The following is a 23,657-nucleotide window of genomic DNA, read 5'->3' as shown; positions in this document are numbered from 1 at the left end:
CCACACGTTGCCCAAGCGATAGTTTGGAAACCATGCAGAACTTCACTCAGGCAAGCCAGCGATGACCATGTCCGGCGCGTGGCGACGCACGGCGCGCGGGGCCGGACTTCTCGCCGCTGACGGTACCGTTGCAGCGAGCATCTTCGCCGAGATGAGCGCGCTTGCGATGCGCACCGGTGCGATCAACCTCGGGCAGGGTTTTCCCGATGAAGACGGGCCAGCCGTAGTGCTCGAGGCGGCCCGCCAAGCCATCAGCGACGGAGTCAACCAGTATCCGCCCGGCCGGGGCCAGCCGGTGCTGCTGGAGGCGATCGCCCGGCACCAGTTCCGGTTCTATGCGTTGGAACTCGACCCGGGCAGCGAAATCCTCGTCACTGCGGGGGCCACAGAAGCTCTCGCGGCCACCATTCTGGCGTTGATTGAGCCGGGTGACGAGGTCGTCACCTTTGAGCCGTTCTACGACGCCTACGGCGGTCTGATCGGCCTCGGTGGCGGCATCCATCGACCAGTGCCGCTGCGGGCACCCGACTATCAACCAGACCTCGACGCGCTGCGGGCAACCGTCACCGACCGCACCCGGCTGATTATCGTGAACGATCCGCACAATCCCACGGGCGCGGTTTTTGCCCGGCACACGCTGGAGTTGATCGTCGAGCTCGCGCAACGGCACGACGCGATCATCGTCACCGACGAGGTGTATGAGCACCTCACGTTCCAGGCGCCGCACATTCCAATCGCCACCCTGCCGGGAGCGTGGGATCGAACGGTCACCATTTCTTCGGGCGGCAAGACGTTCAGCCTCACCGGGTGGAAGGTGGGCTGGGTCTCTGCCCCTTCTTCGATCATCACGGCGATCCTCGCGGTCAAACAGTTTCTCACCTACGTGAGTGCGGCGCCGTTCCAACCCGCGATCGCAGCGGGGCTCGACCTTCCCGATTCGTACTTCGCCCACATTGCCGCCGAGTTGGAGCACAAACGCGATGTGCTTGCTACCGGGCTGCGCGCGGCCGGCTTCGAAATCACGCTGCCGCAGGGCTCATACTTCATCGTTGCGGATGCGACACCGCTCGGGTTCACGGACGGTGCAGAGCTGTGCCGACGCCTGCCGGAGCTGGCTGGTGTGGTCGCGGTGCCGATCACCGCGTTCTGCTCCCCGGCGAACCGGGCCGATTATGCGCCGCTTGTTCGGTTTGCCTACTGCAAGAAGATAGAACTCCTGGAGCAGGCGTCGAAGCAGCTCGCGAACCTGTCGCGACGCTAACCGCACACCCCCGCGTGCATAACTCCTGCAACCCAACGCTCACCGCACACCGCACACCCCAGCGTGCATAACTCCTGCAATTTCTGTGGCAGCGTTGTTTGAACCCCGAAATGACGCGGAATTCTCGCCGACGGCCCACGAATTGCAGGAGTTATGCGCCCGACCCGAGTGGGGTGGGCTCCGCGACGGGCTAGGAGGCGAGGGCGGGGTAGTCGGTGTAACCCTCTGCGCCGTCGGCATAGTACGTGAGCGGGTTGGGCTCGTTCACCGGCAGGTCGTCACGCCAGCGGCGCACGAGGTCAGGATTGGCGATGGCCGCACGACCAACGACGACGGCGTCGGCGACACCGTCGTGAACGATGGCCAGAGCCTCGTCGCGCTCGGTGATGGTGCCAAATCCACTGTTGATCAGGAAGACACCGCCGAAACGGGACCGCAGATTCTGTACGAATTCACCGCGCGGGTCGGCATGAAGCACGCTCAGGTACGCCAAGTCGAGCGAGGCGATCCCGTCGAGGAGAACACCGTAGGTAGCCGTGACGTCGGCGGCATCCGTTTCGAGCGCGTCTTGAATGTTGTGTTCGGGTGAGATACGAAGGCCCACCCGGTCAGCGCCGATCGCCTGAGCGACTGCGGTGACCACGTCGATGACGAACTGGGCGCGCTTTTCGGGCGAGCCGCCAAAGGAATCGTCACGCACGTTGGAGGCCGGCGACAGGAACTCATGCAGCAGGTAACCGTTGGCGCCGTGCAGTTCGACGCCGTCGAATCCGGCCGCGATGGCGTTCTTCGAGGCCAGCACGAATTCATCCAGGATGCCGCCCAGCTCGTCGATAGTCAGAGCGTGCGGCACCGGGTAGTCCTTCTTGCCGTCATAGGTGCGTGTAAGGCCGTTGACGGCGATGGCACTCGGCGCGACGACCGGGTAGCCACCGGTGGTCGCTTCGTGGGTGACCCGGCCGGCGTGCATGACCTGAGCGACGATACGGCCTCCAGCAGCGTGCACTGAGTCGGTGACCGCTTTCCAGCCGGCAAGCTGTTCCGGTTCGACGAGCCCTGGCTGGCCGGTGAAACCCTGGCCCGCATGGCTCGGGTAGGTACCTTCACTCACGATCAGGCCGAGGGTGGCGCGCTGCGCGTAGTACCGGGCAACGAGTTCACCGGGAACACCCGACTGGCCGGAGCGGACGCGGGTCAGCGGCGCCATGACGAGGCGGTTGGGAAGTTCGAGGTCGCCAACGTTCAGCGGAGAAAAGAGTTTCACGGACACTTCTTTCTAAATCATCCGGTCAGTCAGACCGGACATGTTCTTCTGGGAGGCTCCAGGGAAGTCCTGTGCATCCGTAAGCAGAACGGAACGCAGCGGCGCGATATTCCTGCCTGCCAATCAACTGTAAATTCGGGTTCCCGAATCATTCGAATCGGCAATCCGGTTTGACTGCGGCACCGAACTACCCCCATGAGCACCTTGATGTCCCCACCAGCGAACCGCAACCACCCCGTGGCACCGCTCGGGGCCCCGGATGCTCCCGCGTCCGGCCCACAGGTGCCCATTCGGCCACAGCCAGCCCCACCGGCCACAGCGTTGGGGTACAGTCCCTTTCCCCTCGACGCCGATGCTCATCACTTCGGCCTCACCACGAGTACCATGCGTCTTCGGGGCGGAACGGTCGTGGTTCGGCACGGACGCCGCACCGCGAGCGACACGGCAACCATTCTGCTGCACGGCGCCGCCGGCTCGTGGACAACGTGGACGCCCCTGCTGCAGGCCGCCGATGCGACAGGCCGCGACCTGATCGATCTCATCATTCCCGATCTGCCAGGATGGGGCGACTCTCCCGTGGCCTCCGACGAAACGCCATCCGGTGTCGAGTCGATGGCCGAGCTGGTCGCCGACGCAGCCCGCTCCCTCGGCTACGAACACTGGAACGTCGTCGGTCACTCCATGGGTGGCTTCATCGCGCTGCAGCTGGCGGCGAGCGAAAAGCGCGCAACGACATCCGTTGGACTGGTTTCGGCCACCACATTCTCGATCCAGAACAGCGTTCGTCACCCGCTACGCCGGTTTTCGATGCTGCCTGCGTTCACGGCGCTGCTCCTGACCATGCGGATGCTGCAACTCGCCGGCCCCCTCGGCCGCGGCCTGGTGCGGGCTGTCGCGCGCCTTGGTCTGCTACGCGCCCTCGTCGCCCCGTTGTTCAGCCGGCCGGGGGCTGTCGCCTCGACGGTCGTCGCTGCGCTCGGCACCGAGGTCAGGCCAGCCCGGTTCGTTCGCGCGGCCGTGCGGGCCGGCGCCTACGACACAGCCGCCCGGTGGGCGCATATCTGCTGCCCGGTGCGTTCAGTGCACGGTGACCACGATGTGTTCGTGACAGCTGACGATGACGAGCGACTGCGCGCCGCGGTACCGAACTGCGTGATCAGCACCATCGCAGGAGCCGGGCATTTCGGCCAGATCGAACGCCCGCTCGAGGTCTTGCTCCGGCTCGAATTCGCCGATCCCCGGCCGATCCCGGCACCCGCGAGTCAGCCGAACACTTTCTCTAAACCTTGAATTTACCCCCCGAATGGAGGACAGTAGAAGATGTCCTCAGTTCTTCGCAGCTGGGCAGGCCGCGCTTTTATTCGTTTCCGGCTCCCGGTCGGCGCAGCCGTGCAAAGCGCTACCGGGCAACGCGTAACCGATAATCGAAGTGGAAGTGGCGATCGTGGGTTCCCTCACGTACGACCGTGTCGTCGTGGAATTCGAAGACCGAATGCTGGCACACCTGCAGCTCGTGATCATTCAAAAGCTGCGCCGCGGCGAAAGCTTTCTGCTGTCCTGGCGGGACGCCGCCGTGGTCGGTGACGGCCGCAGCTCAGCCTGGCTGCACCCGGCGATTCCGCTGTATTTCAAATTTGCCGGCGGCCACGCACCGACCATCAACCCGAACTGGGTTGCCCAGCTGACCCGTTCGGCCAACAGCGCGCAAGGATTAATCGTCACCGCCGAAGAAAGCGCCGCCGTCGACACCGACGCGGCTGCCAAGATCGAACCGTCCCTCGGCATTCGAGTGGCCGCGCAGACCCGCGCAACCAAGGCCAGCGTCACCAAACGCTGAGTATTCAGCGCGGAACGACGGCGAAGCGACGCAGTGCGAGGGCCGGATTGATCGCCCGTATGGCGGCGACCCGCTCCGGTGCCAAGAACGCGACGGCGACATCCGCGCTTTCACCAAGACTGACCAGGGCAACGCCCATCGGGTCGATGATGAGGCTCGTGCCGACGCCGATCGGCGGTGTGTGATCGGCCGCGGCCAGAAAAACGGTATTCTCCAGTGCCCGAGCCGTGAGCAGGGTGCGCCAATGGTGTTCTTTGAGCGGACCCCGCACCCACTCAGACGGCACAAGCACGAGGGTGGCCCCAGCATCGACGAGCCGACGTGTGACCTCGGGAAAACGCACGTCGTAGCAGGTTTGCAGGGCCACTCGCAGCCCGCCGACGTCAAAGATCTCCGGATCAGTCACTGTGCCCGGCAGCACCCACTGTGATTCGCGATCGCCGAACGCGTCGTAGAGGTGCAGTTTGCGGTAGGTCGCTACGAGGCGTCCGGTTGGATCGACGGCGACAAGGGTGTTGGAAAACCGGGACGGGTCTGCGGTCGTTTCGAGCATGCCAGCGACGATATGAACGCTCAGCTCTGCGGCGAGCGCGGCCAACGCCGTAACGAATTCTCCATCGAGTGGTTCGGCTGCCGCCACAAACGACGGCCCGAGTTTCGGCTCAAAGAAGGCGGAGTACTCGGGAAAGACCACGAGGTGGGCGCCGCGCCCGGCGGCCGTGGTCGCGAGCTGTCGCAGCACGGCGCGATTGTGCGCCCGATCAGGCCCCGGCGCGAATTGGGCGACTGCCACGCCGACTATGCTCGCTTCGGCAATGCTGGCTTGATCACTTGCGGCGCCTGAAGTCATGGCGAAAGCCTAGCTGTTGGCTGGATACCGGCACCCCTGCCGAGGCCGACCAGTGAAAGGATTGCTCTTGGCAGGCAACTCGGGGGGTTTCGAAGGCTTTCGTTAACAATTGCTGGGTAGGTTCATAGGGTGACTTCCGTTCTCGCTTCGCGCCTCACGGCATCCCCGCTACCCGGACGATCCCTGTGGATGCGGCGCTCACCCGGCTGGTCGGCAGGTCTCGTAGGGCTGGTGGCTTGTCTGATCTCGTTCGCCTGGTCCTGGCAGCCGTCGTATTGGGGCGATGAGGCTGCGAGCATTATGTCGGCTGAACGATCGCTGCCCTCGCTGTTCGGCATGCTCGACAACGTGGATGCCGTGCACGGCGTGTATTACCTGTTTCTACACGGCTGGATCGATCTCTTCGGCAGTTCGGAGCTCTCCACCCGGCTGCCGAGTGCGATCGCGATCGGTGTCGCCGCGTCGGGGACTGTTGTTCTGGCTCGGTTCTTCATGGGGTCGCGAGTGGCGATCGGCGGTGGCCTGGTCTTCGCTCTGATTCCCCGGGTCACCTATATGGGCTCCGAAGCGCGATCCACCGCTATCGCGACGGCTATCGGGGTCTGGCTCACCGTGCTGCTCGTGCACGCGGTGCGCAGCGAAGGCGCGCGTCGAAGCCACCAGATCCTGCTGTGGGGCGGATATTCCCTGCTGCTCGCGCTCGGCATCTACGTCTTTCTATTTTTGGCTTTGCTGCTGCCGGTGCACGCAGTGGTGGTTCTGGTGCTGGCGCGCTCGCATCTCCTGTGGCGCAGCGTCGTCGCCTGGGTGAGCGCGAGCGCACTCGGGCTGCTGCTGGCCGCCCCGATATTTCTGGCGGGTTCCGCGCAGCGGGAACAGATCGCGTTCATCGGCCGACGGCCACAGGTGACGGTCTCAGAGGCAGCGGTGATGCAGTGGTTCGACACTATTCCGGTGGCGATCGTGGCATGGGCGCTCATCCTCGTGGCAGTGCTCGCGGTGTTCCTGCGCGGTCCCGTTACCCATCGGTCCACCGGATTGCCCGGACGCGCTGGGCTGGCAGTCTTTGTGGCGTGGATGGTGATACCCAGTGCCATTCTGCTCATCGGCACCCAACTGGTACCGATGTATTCGTTGCGCTACCTGTCGCTCTGTGCCCCGGCGGTGGGCATCGTCATTGCCGTCGGCGTTGCAGCGCTCGCCAACAACTGGTTGCGGGCAGCGAGCGTGCTGGCGCTGGTGGCCGTGATCGTGCCTGCTTACGCCGCGCAACGCGGTGACTTCGGCAAGAACGAGGGAAGCGACTGGCGCCAGGCCGCCGACATCATCGCCACCGAAGCGACGCCCGGTGATGGCGTTGTCTTCGACCAAAGCGTGCGCCCGTCACGGGTCCCGCGGCTGGCTATGCATCTCTACCCCGAGGCCTTCGCCGGCCTGCATGATGTGACCCTCACCCGCCCCTACGACGCCACGACCTGGCTGTGGGACGAGGTGGAACCGCTGACCGACGCGCTGCCGGCCGTGACAGCCCTCGACCGCGTCTGGCTCCTGCAATACTCGGGAAGTGGAGATTCGCGAAGAGAAACGGATGTCCGCACGCTCACCGTTCAAGGATTCCACGTCGCCCAGTCGACACTGGTAAACCGCACCCGCATCATTGAAATGACGAGGTAACGTCGTGCCTACCAACTCTGTACCTACCACCCTGGTACTTGTACCGACCTACAACGAGGCAGAAAATATTGCCTCGATCGTGGATCGGCTGCGTTTCAGTGTGCCCGACGTGCACATCCTGGTCGTCGATGATTCGTCCCCCGATGGCACGGGCGCACTCGCCGACGGCCTGGCGGCCCGGGATCCGAACGTTCACGTGCTGCATCGCACCGAAAAGACCGGGCTCGGTGCAGCGTATCTCGACGGCTTCGGCTGGGGCCTTTCCCGCGGTTATACCCAACTGGTGCAGATCGATGCCGACGGCTCCCACCTGCCAGAGCAGCTCACGAGTCTGCTGGCGGCGGCCGACACGGCCGACGTCGTGATGGGGTCACGCTGGGTGCCCGGCGGAGCCATCGAAAATTGGCCCTGGCACCGGCGTGCGCTCTCCCGTGGAGGATCATTCTATTCCCGCTTGCTGTTGCGACTGCCGCAACGAGACGCTACCGGTGGCTACCGGGTTTACTCGGCCCAGGCCCTCGAACGGATGGACCTTTCCAGCGTGGACAGCCTCGGCTATTGCTTTCAGATCGAAATGCTTCTGCACGCCGTGCGGGCCGACCTGCGCGTGGTCGAGGTACCGATCACATTCGTCGAGCGGGTACGAGGAGCGTCGAAGATGAGTCCACGCATCGCCGTGGAGGCGATGGCCCGCGTAACACTGTGGGGCGTGATGGGTATGGGTATCAGCCGAACAGGCGCACGCGAGGCCGCTGCGGCCGCACGTCAAGCCTGAATTTGACGTATTTCGGTGTTTGAGTCGATTTGACTATATGATGATCTCAGCAGTTAGAGTCACTTCGACCTTTACGACTGGATCCCCGTGCTGGAGCATCATCTGACCGAGCAGAGCCCGCTCGAGCATGGAAGCGCCCGAGCAACCCTGGCCGTCTCAACGGTGATCTTCACCCTGCGCCGGGACGACACGTCGGGACGCAAGACTTTGTGGCTGCCCCTCGTGCGCCGCACCCGCGAGCCACATCTCGGCCTCTGGGCGCTGCCCGGCGGCTGGCTGCCGGCCGACGAGGAACTCGCCGCGGCCGCTGCCCGCACCCTGCGTGAGACAACCGATCTCTCGCCGCGGTACCTCGAGCAGTTGTACACCTTCGGTGATATAGACCGCTCCCCCGGGCTGCGCGTGGTATCTGTCGTCTACTGGGCGCTCGTGCGTTCCGAAGTCGCGGAGCGGGCATCCGTTGGAGAGAACGTGCGCTGGTTCGCGGCGGACAGACTTCCTCCACTCGCCTTCGACCACAACCGCATCGTGGAATACGCGCTCTGGCGGCTACGTACCAAGGTGGAATATGCCCGCATCGCCCACGCGTTCCTCGGCGACACGTTCACCCTCGCCCAACTGCGCGGGGTACACGAGGCCGTGCTGCAGAAAGCACTCGACCCGGCAAATTTTCGCCGGTCGATCGAGGCGAGCGGCAGCCTGATCAGCACCGACCAATATGTGGCCGGGGCGCGGCATCGACCAGCACGGCTCTACCGCTATGACGATCAGGCCGCGGCGCACGACCCACCCGGACCGACTGTCTGAACCACTGTGTCGCACTTTCCACCCCACCACTTTCAAGGAGCACGGCCATGACTATTCCCTCGGTCGAGACCACCATTCGTCTCATCAGCACCGGCAAAGTCGCCGGCAGCACGTGCAGCACCGACCTGGCGACCCCTCCGTGGGAGTTCGACGCCGGCACGCCCGGCTACGGACCCGGTTCGTCGATGGGCGACGTGATACCGGCCGGGTCGCCCCGTCAGGGCGCGCTGCCGGAGCGCTACCGCACCGCCTCACCGGAGGAACTCGGCGCACGTATCGTCGAAGCCAAAAACGTGCTCGGCGATTCGGTGGTCATCCTCGGTCACTTCTATCAGCGCGATGAGGTGCTGCGCCACGCGGATTTCGTCGGCGATTCCTTTCAGCTGGCCCAGGCCACGCAGAGCCGTCCCGACGCAGCCGCGATCGTGTTCTGCGGCGTGCACTTCATGGCAGAAACCGCCGATCTGCTCTCCGGCGGCGACCAGGCCGTGATTCTGCCCAACCTCGCCGCCGGCTGTTCCATGGCCGACATGGCCGACATCGACTCCGTCACCGAGTGCTGGGAGCAGCTCGAGGAACTCTACGGCACGGCTCCGGATGCTTCCGGCCGGGTTCCGGTGATCCCCGTCACCTACATGAACTCCTCCGCGGCGCTCAAAGGCTTTTGCGGCGAGCACGGCGGCATCGTCTGCACCTCCTCGAACGCCCAGGCCGTGCTCGAGTGGGCGTTCGAACGTGGCCAGCGGGTTCTGTTCTTTCCCGACCAGCACCTCGGCCGCAACACCGCCAAAGCCATGGGCGTTCCGCTGGCGCAGATGCCGATGTGGAACCCGACCAAGCCCCTCGGCGGCAATACGGCTGCCCAACTCGATGACGCCCGGGTCGTGCTCTGGCACGGCTTCTGCAGCGTGCACCGCCGCTTCACCGTGCCGCAGATCCAGGCCGCCCGCGCTGAACACCCGGGCGTGCGGGTCTTGGTGCACCCGGAATGCCCGATGGAGGTCGTTGACGCCGCCGACTCGGCCGGATCCACCGACTTCATCGCCAAGACGATCGCCGCCGCTCCGGCCGGCACGACCTTTGCGATCGGAACCGAGATCAACCTCGTGAACCGTCTCGCCGCCGAGCATCCCGAGCATGAGATCTTCTGCCTCGACCCGGTGATCTGCCCCTGCTCGACCATGTACCGCATCCACGCCGGCTACCTGGCCTGGGTGCTCGAGGCACTCGTCGGCGGTGGCGAAGCGCCAGGTAAGGTTCTCAACCAGATCACGGTCTCGGCCGATGTTGCCGGTCACGCCCGACTTGCCCTCGAGCGGATGCTCGCAGCCCGGCCACCGGTTCTGGTCGGCGCCTGACATGGCGTCGATCCTCGTCATCGGCAGCGGCCTCGGCGGCTTGCTGGCCGCCGTGCGCGCGGCGGATGCCGGACACCATGTGGTCCTCGTCACCAAGTCGGTACTGCCAGAGAGCAATACCCGCTACGCGCAGGGTGGCATTGCCGCTGCCCTATTTCGGGACGACTCGGTCGACGCGCACGTGCTCGACACCCTGCGCGCCGGCGCCGGACTGTGCGAGCCGGCCGCGGTACGGGTGCTCTGCGAAGAAGGCCCGGCCCGGGTGCGCGACCTCATCCGCTTCGGCGTGGACTTCGACCGGGACGAGTCGGGCGTGGCCCGCGGATTGGAAGCGGCACATTCACGCTCGCGGGTCGTGCACGCCGGCGGCGACGCGACCGGGGCCGCCGTCGAGGCTGCCCTCGTGGCGACCGTGCGACGCCGGGCCTCGATCGACGTGCGCGAACATACGATGCTCGTCGACCTGGTGGTCGACGGCGGTATCGTGGGCGGCGCCCGCGTTCTCGGCCCGGACAACGTGCAGCGAAGCGTCGAAGCCGACGCCGTGATCCTCGCCACCGGCGGTGCCGGCGCCCTCTACACCCACACCACCAATCCCTCGGTCGCGACCGGTGATGGAGTAGCGGCGGCGTACCGTGCCGGCGCAGACGTTGCCGATCTGGAGTTCTACCAGTTTCACCCGACCGCCCTGGCTGTACCCGGCACCCCGCTCGTGTCCGAGGCGGTGCGGGGTGAAGGCGCCGTTCTGCGCAATCTCCTCGCCGATCGCTTCATGCTCGCCGAACACCCCGACGCCGAACTCGCGCCACGCGATGTCGTCGCCCGCGCCATCGCCCGCCAGATGGAACGCCAGGGCGGCGCCCCGGTACGGCTCGACGCGACCGCGCTCGGACGCGAGCTGCTCGAAACCCGGTTCCCCACCATCACGTCAGCGTGCCGGGCGGCAGGTCTCGACTGGGCGATCGAGGCCATCCCGGTGGCGCCGGCCGCGCACTACTGGATGGGCGGCGTCGCAACGGATACCTGGGCCCGCACCAGCCTGCCCGGGCTCTTCGCCGTCGGCGAGGTCGCTCGCACCGGAGCGCACGGCGCCAACCGGCTCGCCTCCAATTCTTTGCTCGAAGCGGCGGTTTTCGCCGACCGCGCAGTGCGGGCGCTCGGCCAGCCGTGGCCGGCCGGCGCGACCCGCACCGCAAATCGCCCCCATCCGCCGGTTGAATTCTCGGCCAGCTCGATCCATGGCCTGCCCGACGAGACCGCCATAAAGTTACCGTCGGCTGACGCCAACACGCTGGTTGATCGCCCCGCGCTCCAACAGCTCCTCTGGGACCTCGCCGGGGTGCACCGTTCGGGTGGCGGCCTGGCTACCGCCGCCGCCCTCCTCGCCGAGTGGACCGCACCGGAACACACCAGCACCTCGGTCGCCGCCCTCGAAGACCGCAACCTGCTCGGTCTCGGCCGGCTGCTCGTGGCCGCCGCCCTGGCCCGCAAAGAGTCCCGCGGCGCGCACTACCGCTCGGACTTTCCCGAGCCCCGGCCCGAACTGGCCCGCTCAGTCTCGCAGACACGACACGACCAACCACTCCCACTCGTTGCGGCCCAGGAGGCCATCGCATGCTGACCGACCATTCCATCACCATTGTTGTGCAGGCCGCCCTCGACGAGGACGCCCCGTGGGGCGATCTCACCTCGGCCGTGCTCATTCCCGACGACGCCGTCGCGACGGCCCGGCTCGAAGCGCGCGAACCGGGCGTATTCAGCGGAGGCGCCGTGTTCGCCGCCGCCTTCGCCCTGACCGACGCCCGCATCGACGTACGCCAGTTCGTCGCCGACGGCGACTCGTTCGCCGCGGGTGCAACGCTCGCCGAGGTGACCGGCCCGGCCCGCGGCATCCTGCAGGCGGAGCGCATCGGCCTGAACTTCGTGCAGCGGATGAGCGGAATCGCCACCTTGACCGCCCGGTACGTGGCCGAGACGGCTGGCACCCAGGCCCGCATCGTGGACACCCGTAAGACCACCCCCGGGCTGCGCGCCCTGGAGCGGCAGGCCGTTCGCGATGGCGGCGGCCACAACCACCGGTTCAGCCTCTCCGACACCGTCATGGCCAAGGACAACCACCTCGCTGTGCTCGCGGCCGGGCCACTCAGCCTGACCGAGGCGCTGCTGGCCGTGCGCGCCCGCCTCTCGCACACCACCCACTTCGAGGTGGAGGTCGACCGCCTCGACCAGATCGAAGATGTAATCGCCGCCGGCATCGACACGATCATGCTCGACAATTTCAGCCCCGACGACCTGCTCGCGGGCGTCGCTCAGGTCGCCGGGCGCGCGATCGTCGAGGCGAGCGGCGGTGTGTCGCTGGCGACGGTACGCGAGATCGCGGCATCCGGTGTCGATGTCATCTCGGTGGGAGCGCTCACACACAGCGTGCACTCTCTCGACCTCGGCCTCGATATCGCCATTCGAGTGAACACGCCGGCCGGGTTCGCGCTTTAGACCCATGATCTACCTGGACAACGCCGCGACGACCCCGGTGCGCCGCGAAGCACTCGAGGCCCTGTGGCCGCATCTGACCGGCAGTTTCGGCAACCCGTCGAGCCACCATCAGGTCGGCGAAGCTGCGGCGGCCGCACTGCTGGAGGCACGGCGCAGCGTGGCGCAGTCGCTCGGGTGTCGTCCCGGCGAGGTTGTGTTCACGAGCGGCGGCACCGAGAGCGACAACCTCGCAATCAAAGGCATAGCGCTGGGCACCCCGCGCGGCCGCCACGTGGTCACCACCGCGATCGAGCACGAAGCCGTACTGGAATCCTGCGACTACCTGCACCGCCTGCACGGTTTCGAGATCACACTGCTGCCGGTGGATGCCGCCGGCCGCGTCGACCCCGCCGGCCTGGCCCGTGCGCTTCGGCCCGACACGACCCTGGTCTCCGTGCACTATGCCAACAATGAGGTCGGCACGGTGCAGCCCCTGGCCGAGCTGGCCGCTGTAGCTCACGCCGCTGGAGTTTCGTTCCACACCGATGCGGTACAGGCCGGCGGCTGGCTCGACCTCGATGTGACGAGGCTCGGCGTGGATGCGCTGAGCCTGTCCGGCCACAAACTCGGCGCTCCCCCCGGCATCGGTGCCGTCTTTCTGCGCGGGCGTCTGGCGATCGAACCGTTGGTGCACGGTGGCGGGCAGGAACGAGGCAAACGCAGCGGTACCGAGAACGTCGCCGGGGCGGTGGCTCTGGCCGTGGCGCTACGCCTGGCCGTCGCCGAACGCGCTCTGGCCGCCAGTAGAACCGGCGCTCTGCGCGATGAATTTATCGCCACCGTGCTGGGCGAGACCCCATCGGCCCGCCTCACCGGACACCGCACCGAACGCCTGCCGGGCACAGCGTCGTTCGTGTTTCCGGGCACGAGCGGCGAGGCGGTGCTACTTGAGCTTGAACAACGTGGCATCGTGTGTTCGAGTGGGTCCGCCTGCGCGGCCGGAAGCAGCGAACCGTCGCACGTGCTCACGGCGATGGGCTTGTCGGCCGACGTGGCTCAGACGGCGGTGCGGTTCACGCTGGGCGCTGGTACGACAGCGGCGGACGCGGCCGCGGCCGCGGCATCCGTTCGGGCTGCTGTCGCCGCGGTGGCCCGGCTGCGTGGGTAGCAAATTTTTCCCCGGTAGCCCACAGCATGACCTGATATTGTCAGGACAACTAACCAAAGCTCTTGGCATGTCAGTGAAGGGGCCACATGAGCGCGCAGGAAGAAAACACCCTCCCCATGGGAATGTTCATGGATCTGGAACGGTCCGGGCCGATTCCGCTGTACTTTCAAGTTTCCCAGCGCATCGAAAAGGCCATCCTCAGCGGTGAGCTGCCCGCCGGTTCACGCCTCGAGAACGAGGTCGCCCTCGGCCAGCGGCTGGGCCTCAGCCGCCCAACCGTGCGCCGTGCCATCCAGGAAATCGTTGACAAGGGCCTGCTGGTGCGCCGTCGCGGCATCGGCACCCAGGTCGTGCACGGCCAAGTGACGCGCAAGGTCGAGTTGACCAGCCTCTACGACGACCTCACCAGCACGCACAAGGTGCCATCGACCCACCTGCTGACCCTCGAATCGCAGGCAGCGGATGCGAAAACAGCCGAGCGCCTCGGAATCGACGAGGGTAGTCAAACGTTGCACCTGCGCCGCGTGCGGCTGGCTGACGACGTGCCCGTCGCCGTGATGGAAAACTGGCTCCCCGAGGAGTTCATCGGCATCGAACCGGGTGATCTCGTCGCGCACGGCCTGTACCAGGTGTTGCGTTCACGAGGTGTCACGATGCGGGTAGCCCGCCAGCACATCGGTGCCCGCAAGTCCACCAACGAGGAGTCCGTGTTGCTGGAGATCGAGAAGAACTCGGCCCTGCTTACGATGGACCGCACAGCATTCGACAACTCAGGTCGCGCTGTCGAGTTCGGCCAACACTGCTACCGCCCCGACTTATACTCCTTCGAGGTGACGCTGGTCGAGAAGTAGCGCAACGACGTCTGGCCGCCTGAACCCCCACAGGGTCAGACGGCCAGATTTTTTCCTGAGGCGAGCTAGGCGCGAGCGAGCTCGTGCGCCAGCGCGTCGAGTTCTGCTCCGCCTGCCATGAGCTTGGTCATTTCCTCGATGGTGATCTCGCTCTTCTTGAAATCGCCGAGGCTGGTTCCGCGCTTGAGCAGCAGGAACCGGTCGCCGACGGGATAGGCGTGGTGCGGGTTGTGCGTGATGAAAACTACGCCGAGGCCGCGGTCGCGGGCCTGCGCGATGTATTTGAGCACCACACCGGCCTGCTTGACGCCCAGAGCGGAGGTCGGCTCGTCGAGGATGACGACCTTCGCGCCGAAATACACGGCGCGTGCGATGGCCACCGACTGGCGTTCACCGCCCGACAGGGTGCCGATCGGCTGGTCGACATCGCGCAGGTCGATGCCCATCTTGGCGAGCTCTTCCTTGGTGATCCGGCGCATGCCCTTGACGTCCAGCTGGCTGAACGGGCCGAACCCACGAGTCACCTCCGAGCCCAGAAAGAAGTTTCGCCAGACCGGCATCAGCGGAACCACGGCGAGATCCTGGTAGACCGTCGCGATCCCCAGGTCCAGGGCCTCACGCGGGCTGCCGAAGATGCGCTCAATCCCGTAGGCGAGCAGTTTGCCCTGGGTGTGGGCGTGCGCCCCGGACAGAATCTTGATGAACGTCGACTTTCCGGCACCGTTGTCCCCCAGCACACAGAGGACTTCACCGACCCCGACCGAGGCCGACACACCCTGCAGCGCCAAAATGGAACCGTAGGTCTTGCCGATGTCCCGAACTTCGAGAATGGGCGGGGCAGCGGATGCTTCTGCGTGCGTCATGAGCGAACTCCTGCCTGGCGGCGTACATAGAGGTTGACGAGCACGGCCAGCAGCAGCATCCCCCCGAGGAAAGCCTTGAGCCAGTTGTTGTCCCACTGGGCAAACACGATGCCCTGTAGGGTCATGCCGTAGATGAGGGCACCGAGCGCCGCACCGATGGCCGATCCGTAGCCACCGGTCAGCAGGCATCCGCCGACCACGGCACAGATGATGTAGATGAACTCCTGGCCGATGCCCGTGGTGGCCTGCACCGTGGATACATCGAACAGCTGCAGCATTCCGACCAGCCACCCGGCACCGGCCGTGGTCATGAACAGGCCCATTTTGACCTTCATGACCGGCACGCCGACCTGGCGGGAGCTGGTGATCTGTCCACCGACCGCGAAGATCCAGTTACCTGAGCGGGTACGCAGCAGAATCCAGGTGGCGAGGGCAGTAATAGCGAGCCACCAGACGATGGAGATCTTTACGTCCATGCCGAACAGGCTGAAGGAAGAGCCAAAGAACACCCTGACGGCATCGAAGCCGGGCACGGCGCTCATGCCCTGAATTGATACGGTGCCGGTGATGATCTTCGTGACGGCAAGGTTCACTCCCTGCAGAATGAAAAAGGTGGCGAGCGTCACGATGAAGCTCGGCAGGCCGGTCTTCATCACTACGAAGGCGTTTGCCGCACCGATGGCCAGGGCGATAGCCAGGGCGATGACGAGGGCGAGCCAGATATTGACGCCCCACTCGGTCGTGACGATCCCAACGATCAGTCCCGTTGTACCGACCATGGCACCGGCGGAGAGGTCGAACTCTCCGCCGATCATGAGCAGGGCCACCGCGACGGCCATGATGCCGAACAGGGATGCGGAGTAGAGCCAGGTGGCCACGCCCGCCGGTGTCAGAAACGCCTGCGTTGAGACCGAGAAGAAGATGAAAATGGCGAGGGCGGCAACCGCTGCGCCGACCTCGGGTCGGCGCAGCAGCGTGATGATCAGGCCGGCGGGCTTGATCCGTTCATCGGTCACCGCGGATGCGGTGAGAGTCATCGCGTTCCATTCTTCGCGAACTTCGCGACCTGATCGGCGTTGTCCTTCGTAACGAAGCCGGGGCCGGAGTAGACCGGCAGACCGCCACCGACAACATCGCCGTTGCGAGCCTGCAGGGTGAGGAACGTCACCGGGAGGTAGCCCTGGGAGTAGGGCTGCTGGTCGACGGCGAACAGGATCTTGTTGTCGAGGATCAACTGGGTGACGTCGGAGGACACGTCAAAGGTCGCCAGTTGTGCCGTGCTGGCGGCTTCCTCGATGGCCTGGCTGGCCGCGACGGCGATGCCCGGGTTCAGGGTGAGCACGCCATCGATGGACGAGTCCGCCAGAAGGCTGCTCTTGATGGTGTTCTGAGCGTCCGCGACGTTCGCGACGTCGACCTGAACGTTGGTGACCGTGCCGCCGAGGGTGTCAGCTGCTCCATCGCAGCGTTCTTCCAGTCCGGTGTTGCCGGCCTCGTGAATGACGCAGATGACATTGCTGACACCGGCATTGGCAAGCTGCTCCCCCGCGCCCTGGCCGGCGATGAACTCACTCTGACCGATGTGGGTCTGAGCACCGAATTCCTTGGACTGGTCGAGGCCGGAGTTGATCGTGATCACCGGGATGCCGGCGGCGACCGCCTTTTCAACCGCGTTCTGGACACCGTCGGGGTTGGCCATAGAGACGATGAGACCGTCTGGGTTCGTGGCGATAGCTGCGTCGATCAGCTGGCTCTGCTTCACCGGGTCGCCATCGCCTTGGTACGTGACGGTGACCCCCAAATCGGTGCCGGCCTGCTCCGCACCGCTCTTAACGACGTCCCAGAAGGTATCTCCCGGGGAGCCGTGGGTGACGACCGCGATCGTGATCTTGTCGCCGGATGCCGCGGCGTCGGTGGTCGTGGTGGCCGCAGTGTTGGTGGCGGCCGTGCAACCGGTAAGGGCGAGGGGCAGGACGACGAGCGCCGTCATCCAGCGATATTTGAGCTTCATGAGTGAATCCTCCATTGGATGCATGTGAATAGTGCTGTGTGTGGTGCGGGTGGTGCTGTCGGGACTGAGATGTTTTAGGGAGTCGCCAAACCGGCGATAAAATCGATGCTGATGCGCACATCAGAGAGCGGGCCCTGGCCGACGGGTGGGTTTTCGGTCAGGATGGTGTCCTGCTCGAGCACGTAGTAGCCCGCATAACCGGCCGCCTCCAGCGAACGAACGATCGATGCGATGTCGATATCGCCGGATCCGAGCGGCGCGTACAGGCCCAGGCGCACTGCGTCGGTGTAGCTCAGGTCCTTGCGCTGTACCCGCTCGGCCAGTTCCCGGCGCACGTCCTTGAGGTGTACGTGGCTGATCCTGGCGGCGTTGCTGCGAGCCAGCTCAACCGGGTCGGTTCCACCGATGAGAAGGTGCCCGGTGTCGAGGCAGAGCCCGATCTGGGAGCCGTTCAACACCCGCGCAACATCGTCGCTCGATTCGATCATCGTTCCGACGTGCGGGTGGATCGATGCCACCACGCCACGTGCGGCTGCCGTTTGCACCAGACGATCGAGGTTGACGAGCAGTGTGACCCATTCCTGCTCGCTCAGCGCCGGCCTCGAGTCGTAACCGACCTGGCCGGTGTCGGCCGAGAGAACGAGCCGGGTTGCCCCGGCCGCGACGAACGAGTCGAGTTCAGCTTCGATAGCCGGAACGGGATCGATATCCACGTCGTGCAGCACAATCGGCAAGAATCCGCCGACGGCCTTCAGCCCGGCATCGGAGAGAGTCGCCGATTTGTCGCTGGGACTAGCCGGAAGAAATCCTTCGGGGCCGAATTCCGTGGCCACGACACCGAGGTCTCGCATCTCGCCGAGAACGCGCTCGGGGGTGAGCTGAAATCCCCAACCGGGAACTTCGCACACGCCCCAGGAAATCGGTGCGGCAGCGATGCGGCTTAGGAGATTAGCGGATGCCTCGACCACGTTCAGCGCTTGACTTCATCGAGGCGCACCGGGCGACCTTCGGCACGGGACAGTTCGGCGGCCTCGGCGATGAAGAGCGCTTCGAGGGCGTCCCGCGGGGTGCACGGACTTGCGGTTTCACCCGCAGCGACAGCGACGAATCGGGCGAGCTCTGCTGCATAGGCGGGAGCGAATCGTTCCTGAAAGTTCGGCCAGGCCGACTCAGTGGGAAAGCTAACGCCCGGCTCAGCGCTGGTCAGTGGAACGCGCTCGTCGAGTCCGACCGATCGGTTTCCGAGGCTTCCGGCGAGTTCCATGCGCACGTCGTAGCCCGCGCCGTTGTAGCGCGAGCCCTGCACCGTGACCAGCGTGCCATCGTCGAGGGTGAGCAGGGCGGCGGACTCGTCGACGTCGCCGGCGTCGGCGAAGAAGGGGGCACCGCGGTTGGCGCCGGTCGCGAATACCGTAGCAACCTCGCGGCCGGTGACCCAGCGCAGAATGTCGAAGTCATGGATGTGGCAGTCGCGGTAGATTCCACCGCTGGTGGGAATGTACTCCGCCGGCGGTGGAGTCGGGTCGCAGGTCAACAGATGCATCCGACGCAATTCGCCGATGTCACCCGCCTGCAGGGCACGCTTGGCTTCCACATAACCAGCGTCGAATCGGCGCTGGAATCCGATCTGCACCGGAACGTCGCGACGCTCGACCTCTTCAACGAGCGCGATGCTCGAAGCGAGGCTTTCGGCGAGCGGCTTCTCACAAAAGGTGGGGATACCGGCGCGCACGGCCCGCACGATGAGCTCGGCGTGGGCCGAGGTCGGGGCGGCAATCACAATGCCGTCCGGCTTCGAGGCGAATGCATCGTCGATCGTGGCGGATTCTGAGCCGACCGAAGCGGCAGCGGCAGCGGCGCGGGCTGGGTCGAGGTCGGCGATCAGGAGGTCGGTGACACCGGACTGTGCCTTCAACGTGCCGACGTGGGAGAGCCCGATCCTGCCGGCACCCAGAACTACGAATCGCACTTTATTGCCTCCACATTAAATTTGTTTTATTGTCCTAATGTTGTTGCTTTTGACCACGGTATACGGTTGCCAAACCGCCGTCAAGTGTTTGTCTTGACATACGAACAAATCTTTTCGACATGGGCTAGGCCCCTAGATAGGGGCGCTGATTTTCACGCTGCGCTACGTATTCCGCTCGTGCTTGTGTCGTGCTCTCGAGGACAGAGGCTTCGGCCACCGGCACGTCCCACCAACTCTCCGTATCGGGCGAAAACAGGAGGGGGTCGCTATTGATATGAATCAGGGTCGCCGTTGTGGAAGCCTTCGCCGTTGCCACAGCCACGGCCAGTTCAGCGATGGCGTCTGGCCCGGGCTCTACCCTGATCACGGCTATCCCGAGACTTGCCGCGTTGGCAGCCAGGTCGATCGGCAGCGTTACCTCCGTTTCAAAATTGTTGTGGGACTTGTCCTGAAAACGGTATTGCGTGCCATAGCGCTGCGAGCCGACTGTGTCGCTCAGATGGCCGATGGACGCGTAGCCGTGATTTTGCACGAGCACGATGATGAATTTTAGGCCCTCCGCCACAGCCGACACGATCTCCGTGTGCATCATGAGATAAGAACCGTCGCCGACCATGACGATCGAGTCGCGATCCGGGGCAGCCCGCCGCACACCGATGCCTCCGGCGATCTCGTACCCCATGCAGGAGAAGCCGTATTCCACGTGGTAGCCGAGTTCGTCGCGTACCCGCCAAAGCTTGTGCAGGTCGCCAGGCAGCGAACCGGCCGCGCACACGACGACATCGCGCGGGTCGGAGGCCTGTTGCACCGCACCAATGATCTCGGACTGGGCCGGCAACGGCCGCCTACTCGGGGCGATGGCCGCATCGACGACCGAATTCCACTCCACCTTCTCCAAGCGGATGCGATCGGCGAATTCAGCGTCGACCCGGTACCGATCGAGACCCACGGTGAGCTCAAGGAGTGCTTCCCGGGCATCCGCTACCACCGAAATTGCCGCGCCATGCTTGATCGCGTCGAAGGACGCGACGTTGATGTTGACGAAGCGCACGCCGGGGTGCTGGAAGGCGGTGCGGCTGGCGGTCGTGAAGTCGCTGTACCGCGTGCCGATCCCGATGACTAGGTCGGCGTCACGGGCGATGCGGTTGGCGGCCGTGGTGCCGGTAGCACCCACCGCGCCGAGGCACTGTGGGTGGTCCCAAACCAGGGATCCGACGCCAGCCTGTGAGGTTCCGACAGGAATCCCGGTCAGCTCGACGAACGCGGCGAGCGCCGCAGCCGCATCGGAGTAGATGACGCCGCCACCGGCGACGATCATGGGGCGTTTAGCCTCAAGAATAGCGCGCACGACCTGGTCGATGATGCCGCGATCCGGCCTGGGGCGACGGATCGGCCACTCCCGATCGGCGAGAAACTTCACCGGCACGTCCAACGCCTGCGCCTGCACGTCCTCGGGGAGGCATAGCGTGACCGCGCCGGTTTCGACCGGATCAGTGAGCACCCGCAGGGCGCCGATGGCCGCCGAAAACAGCTGTTCAGGGCGCTGCACCCGGTCGAAGAACCGCGACAGGGGCTTGAAGGCATCGTTCACGCTGATGCTCGCGTCGTTCGGAAGTTCTAGCTGCTGCAGCACCGGGTCAGCCGCCCGGGTAGCGAACGTGTCAGAGGGAAGGAGCAGAACGGGCAAACGGTTAATTGTCGCGAGGGCGGCACCGGTGAGCATATTGGTGGCACCCGGCCCCACCGAGGCAGTGCAAGCGAAGGTCGACCGACGCCGACGCATCCTGGCGAAAGCCACAGATTCGTGCACCATCCCCTGCTCGTTGCGCGCCTGGTGATACGGCATCAGCGAGGGGTCCTCGACGGAGAGCTGTTTGAGGGCTTGGCCGATGCCGGCGACGTTTCCGTGGCCGAAGATGCCGAAGGTGCCCACGATGGTGCGCTCGCGCACATCGCCGTCGACCGTGTACTGGTGGGCTAGAAACTCAATGAGCGCCTGGCTAACTGTCATACGACGAGTAGTCACTGCGTTGTGTCCTTTCGGGTACTGCCGGTCGCTGCCGGAGAAATCGGATTATGACGTGTACGGAAGACGGGAATCAAATTCCTGGCCCACCCAGGTGTCGCGGATCCAGCCGTGCGCCGGATCATCGCGGATGCGCCACGAGCGGTCGGGATCCGGCCCGGCCATCACGTTAAGGTAGTAGAGGTCGTAGCCGGGGGCTGCGACGCACGGGCCGTGCCAGCCGAATGGCACGAGGGCGACGTCGCCGGTGTGCACCTCCGCCATGATGTCGATGTCTCCGGCCTCGGAGGAATACGTGCGCATGAGGCCGAACGGGCTCGCCGTCTCCGGCGCGACCTGGCCACGGGTGACTGCGGTCTCGAAGTAGTAGATCTCCTCGAGGCTCGACTCCACACCGGGCGCATATTCATCGTGCTTGTGCGGCGGGTAACTCGACCAGTTCTCGGCCGGGGTGATCACCTCACACACGATCAACCGGTCGGCCGCGAGGCTGGCCGGGGTGCCGAAGTTGTGCACTTGGCGGCTCGAGCGACCAGCCCCGCGCAGCTCGATCGGGACATCCGCTACCGGAAGGTAGGCCACCGGAAGCGCCTGGTCGGTCGGCGCCTCGGCCACCGCCACCCGGCCAGCACCTTCGATCGAGAGCGCGGTGCCGGTGGGCAGGTACAGGGTGTCGGTGGGTCCGTGAAAAACGGATGCTCGTCCCGCGAGATCCTGCACGCGCGCCTCGGTCTCCCCCCGGAGCGTGTACCGCACCGTGAACGACCCTGCGAGAGGAACCACGATGCGCTCCACGGCCTCCGCAGCCAGCGTCTGGGCGTCGCCCGCGGCGAGGGCCGCGACGCGGATACCGGTGTAGCGCCATCCGCTGATGGCCCTGTCGACGACGGTTTCCCAGCCGTCGCGTTCGAGGGAGCCCAGGGCGTAGAACCAGTCAGCGGATGGGGTTGTCATCGTTAGTTGTTCTCGGGGAAGCCGAGGTTGATGCCGCCGTGGCTCGGGTCGAGCCAGCGGCTGGTGATGGCCTTGCCGCGGGTGAAGAAGTGCACGCCCTCGACGCCGTGCGCTTTGGTGTCGCCGAACAGCGAGTTCTTCCAACCGCCGAAGGAGAAGTACGACACGGGCACCGGGATCGGCACGTTGATGCCGATCATGCCCACCTCGATCTCGTTCTGAAAACGGCGGGCAGCGCCACCGTCGTTGGTGAAGATGGCGGTTCCGTTGCCGAAGGCGCCGGAATTGATCAGGTCGACGCCCTCCTCGAAGCTCGCCACCCGTACCACCGATAGTACCGGTCCAAAGATCTCTTCGGTGTACGCCTTGGACGTCACCGGCAGGGCATCGATCAGGGTCGGGCCGAGCCAGAACCCGTTCGGGTCGCCGTCCACCTCGATGCCGCGGCCGTCGACGACGATGTTGGCGCCGTCTTCCTTCGCGATCTCGATGTAGCTCGCGACCTTGTCTCGATGCACCTCGGTAACGAGTGGACCCATATCGCAGGAACGACGTCCGTCGCCCACGGTGAGGGTATTCATGCGGGTGACGATCTTCTCGATCAGCACGTCGGCGACGGGCTCGACCGCGACGATCACGCTGATGGCCATGCAACGCTCCCCTGCGCTACCGAAGCCGGCGTTGATAGCGGAGTCGGCCACGAGGTCGAGGTCGGCGTCGGGCAGCACCAGCATGTGGTTCTTGGCACCACCGAGGGCCTGGATACGCTTGCCGTGGCGGGTGCCGGTTTCGTAGACATACTGGGCGATCGGGGTCGACCCCACGAAGGAGATGGCCTTCACGTCCGGGTGCTCGAGCAGGCCATCGACGGATTCCTTGTCACCCTGCAGCACGGTGAATACACCGTCGGGGAGGCCGGCTTCCTGGAGCAGCTTGGCCATCCAGATGGCCGCACTCGGGTCTTTCTCGCTCGGCTTGAGGATCACCGAGTTTCCGGCCGCGAGAGCGAGCGGAAAGAACCACATGGGTACCATGGCCGGAAAGTTGAACGGGCTGATCACGGCAACGACGCCGAGCGCCTGGCGGGTGGAGTACACGTCGACGCCAGTCGAGACGTTTTCGGAGTAGTCGCCCTTGAGCAGGTGCGGAATGCCGCAGGCAAATTCCACGACCTCCTGGCCGCGGGAGATCTCACCGAGCGCATCGGAGAGTACCTTGCCGTGCTCGCTCGTGATGATCTCGGCCATCTCGCCCTTGCGGGCGTTCAGCAGTTCGCGAAAGCTGAACAGAACCTGCTGGCGCTTGGCCATGGACAGGTCGCGCCAGGCTGGAAAGGCGGCCTTGGCGCTGGTTATGGCGGCCGCAATCTCGGCCTGGTCGGCGAGCGAAACATTCTTACTCACCGTTCCCAGCGCCGGGTCAAAGACCGGCGCGGTGCGGCCGGAGGTTCCCGGCTGTTCCTTTCCGTCGATCCAGTGCGCGACGAGGGCTAAATCCGTGACTATTGCGGGCATGGG

Annotated in this window: 21 protein-coding genes; 11 read left to right on the top strand and 10 right to left on the bottom strand. The window is 65.3% G+C overall.

The annotated features are described in order from the left end of the window. The first annotated feature begins 61 nt into the window (after positions 1 to 61). Positions 62 to 1,261, top strand: coding sequence for an aminotransferase class I/II-fold pyridoxal phosphate-dependent enzyme (locus tag CXY83_RS11985; protein WP_104197571.1), 1,200 nt, complete (start codon positions 62 to 64; stop codon positions 1,259 to 1,261). 190 nt (positions 1,262 to 1,451) lie between these two features. Here CXY83_RS11985 and CXY83_RS11980 read toward each other — a convergent pair whose 3' ends face one another. Next, on the bottom strand, positions 1,452 to 2,525 hold the full coding sequence (locus tag CXY83_RS11980; RefSeq protein ID WP_104197761.1) for an alkene reductase: 1,074 nt from the start codon (positions 2,523 to 2,525) through the stop codon (positions 1,452 to 1,454). 195 nt (positions 2,526 to 2,720) lie between these two features. Between CXY83_RS11980 and CXY83_RS11975 the strand changes: the two genes are divergently transcribed. Further along, positions 2,721 to 3,815, top strand: a complete 1,095-nt coding sequence (locus CXY83_RS11975) for an alpha/beta fold hydrolase (RefSeq protein ID WP_104197570.1) — start codon at positions 2,721 to 2,723, stop codon at positions 3,813 to 3,815. Between the two features lie 154 nt (positions 3,816 to 3,969). Beyond that, entirely contained in the window at positions 3,970 to 4,362 is a 393-nt protein-coding gene (locus CXY83_RS11970) for an ATP-dependent DNA ligase (protein ID WP_233200862.1), read from the top strand. Positions 4,363 to 4,366: 4 nt separating this feature from the next. On the opposite strand, the gene CXY83_RS11965 is transcribed toward CXY83_RS11970, so the two are convergent. Beyond that, the gene (locus tag CXY83_RS11965; RefSeq protein ID WP_104197569.1) at positions 4,367 to 5,212 is read right to left on the bottom strand and encodes a carbon-nitrogen hydrolase family protein; all 846 of its coding nucleotides are present in this window, start codon (positions 5,210 to 5,212) and stop codon (positions 4,367 to 4,369) included. A gap of 129 nt (positions 5,213 to 5,341) precedes the next feature. On the opposite strand from CXY83_RS11965, the gene CXY83_RS11960 reads away from it, so the two are divergent. The 8 genes from CXY83_RS11960 to CXY83_RS11925 all read left to right on the top strand — a co-directional run bounded on the left by CXY83_RS11960 (position 5,342) and on the right by CXY83_RS11925 (position 14,317). Continuing rightward, on the top strand, positions 5,342 to 6,886 hold the full coding sequence (locus tag CXY83_RS11960) for a glycosyltransferase family 39 protein (protein WP_134571855.1): 1,545 nt from the start codon (positions 5,342 to 5,344) through the stop codon (positions 6,884 to 6,886). A 4-nt stretch (positions 6,887 to 6,890) separates the two neighbouring features. Next, a complete protein-coding gene (locus CXY83_RS11955) occupies positions 6,891 to 7,661 on the top strand; it encodes a polyprenol monophosphomannose synthase (RefSeq protein ID WP_104197567.1) in 771 nt (256 codons plus the stop codon). Between the two features lie 87 nt (positions 7,662 to 7,748). Beyond that, the gene (locus CXY83_RS11950; RefSeq protein WP_233200860.1) at positions 7,749 to 8,468 is read left to right on the top strand and encodes an NUDIX domain-containing protein; all 720 of its coding nucleotides are present in this window, start codon (positions 7,749 to 7,751) and stop codon (positions 8,466 to 8,468) included. Between the two features lie 47 nt (positions 8,469 to 8,515). Then, the gene (gene nadA, locus CXY83_RS11945) at positions 8,516 to 9,826 is read left to right on the top strand and encodes a quinolinate synthase NadA (RefSeq protein WP_104197566.1); all 1,311 of its coding nucleotides are present in this window, start codon (positions 8,516 to 8,518) and stop codon (positions 9,824 to 9,826) included. A 1-nt stretch (position 9,827) separates the two neighbouring features. Then, on the top strand, positions 9,828 to 11,447 hold the full coding sequence (gene nadB / locus CXY83_RS11940; protein ID WP_104197565.1) for an L-aspartate oxidase: 1,620 nt from the start codon (positions 9,828 to 9,830) through the stop codon (positions 11,445 to 11,447). Beyond that, positions 11,441 to 12,319 carry a carboxylating nicotinate-nucleotide diphosphorylase gene (nadC, locus tag CXY83_RS11935; RefSeq protein WP_104197564.1) on the top strand — a complete coding sequence of 293 codons (879 nt, stop codon included), beginning with the start codon at positions 11,441 to 11,443 and terminating at the stop codon, positions 12,317 to 12,319. The genes nadB and nadC overlap by 7 nt, the downstream gene beginning before the upstream one ends. 4 nt (positions 12,320 to 12,323) lie before the next feature. After that, positions 12,324 to 13,466 (top strand): cysteine desulfurase family protein, encoded by a 1,143-nt coding sequence (locus CXY83_RS11930; RefSeq protein ID WP_104197563.1) that lies wholly within the window; start codon positions 12,324 to 12,326, stop codon positions 13,464 to 13,466. An 86-nt stretch (positions 13,467 to 13,552) separates the two neighbouring features. Next, a complete protein-coding gene (locus CXY83_RS11925) occupies positions 13,553 to 14,317 on the top strand; it encodes a GntR family transcriptional regulator (protein WP_104197562.1) in 765 nt (254 codons plus the stop codon). Between the two features lie 65 nt (positions 14,318 to 14,382). Here the strand turns inward: CXY83_RS11925 and CXY83_RS11920 are convergent, their stop codons facing one another. From CXY83_RS11920 to CXY83_RS11885, 8 genes are all read right to left on the bottom strand, one after another. Further along, positions 14,383 to 15,180 carry an ATP-binding cassette domain-containing protein gene (locus CXY83_RS11920; protein WP_104197561.1) on the bottom strand — a complete coding sequence of 266 codons (798 nt, stop codon included), beginning with the start codon at positions 15,178 to 15,180 and terminating at the stop codon, positions 14,383 to 14,385. Continuing rightward, positions 15,177 to 16,217, bottom strand: a complete 1,041-nt coding sequence (locus CXY83_RS11915) for an ABC transporter permease (RefSeq protein WP_104197560.1) — start codon at positions 16,215 to 16,217, stop codon at positions 15,177 to 15,179. Before CXY83_RS11915 ends, CXY83_RS11920 begins: the two co-directional genes overlap by 4 nt. Continuing rightward, positions 16,214 to 17,191, bottom strand: coding sequence for a sugar ABC transporter substrate-binding protein (locus CXY83_RS11910; RefSeq protein WP_104197559.1), 978 nt, complete (start codon positions 17,189 to 17,191; stop codon positions 16,214 to 16,216). Before CXY83_RS11910 ends, CXY83_RS11915 begins: the two co-directional genes overlap by 4 nt. 74 nt (positions 17,192 to 17,265) lie before the next feature. Continuing rightward, the gene (locus CXY83_RS11905) at positions 17,266 to 18,159 is read right to left on the bottom strand and encodes a TIM barrel protein (protein WP_233200858.1); all 894 of its coding nucleotides are present in this window, start codon (positions 18,157 to 18,159) and stop codon (positions 17,266 to 17,268) included. Between the two features lie 2 nt (positions 18,160 to 18,161). Next, positions 18,162 to 19,160 carry a Gfo/Idh/MocA family oxidoreductase gene (locus CXY83_RS11900; RefSeq protein WP_104197558.1) on the bottom strand — a complete coding sequence of 333 codons (999 nt, stop codon included), beginning with the start codon at positions 19,158 to 19,160 and terminating at the stop codon, positions 18,162 to 18,164. Between the two features lie 124 nt (positions 19,161 to 19,284). Beyond that, on the bottom strand, positions 19,285 to 21,171 hold the full coding sequence (iolD, locus tag CXY83_RS11895) for a 3D-(3,5/4)-trihydroxycyclohexane-1,2-dione acylhydrolase (decyclizing) (protein ID WP_104197557.1): 1,887 nt from the start codon (positions 21,169 to 21,171) through the stop codon (positions 19,285 to 19,287). 63 nt (positions 21,172 to 21,234) lie between these two features. Continuing rightward, positions 21,235 to 22,140, bottom strand: a complete 906-nt coding sequence (gene iolB / locus CXY83_RS11890) for a 5-deoxy-glucuronate isomerase (RefSeq protein ID WP_104197556.1) — start codon at positions 22,138 to 22,140, stop codon at positions 21,235 to 21,237. A gap of 2 nt (positions 22,141 to 22,142) precedes the next feature. After that, positions 22,143 to 23,654: a CoA-acylating methylmalonate-semialdehyde dehydrogenase gene (locus CXY83_RS11885; protein ID WP_104197555.1), complete on the bottom strand. Its 1,512-nt coding sequence runs from the start codon at positions 23,652 to 23,654 to the stop codon at positions 22,143 to 22,145. Between the last annotated feature and the right edge of the window lie 3 nt (positions 23,655 to 23,657).

The sequence above is a fragment of the Cryobacterium sp. M15 genome (assembly GCF_002929675.1).
Lineage (GTDB): Bacteria > Actinomycetota > Actinomycetes > Actinomycetales > Microbacteriaceae > Cryobacterium > Cryobacterium lyxosi.
This window is presented reverse-complemented; position numbering and strand designations above follow the sequence as displayed.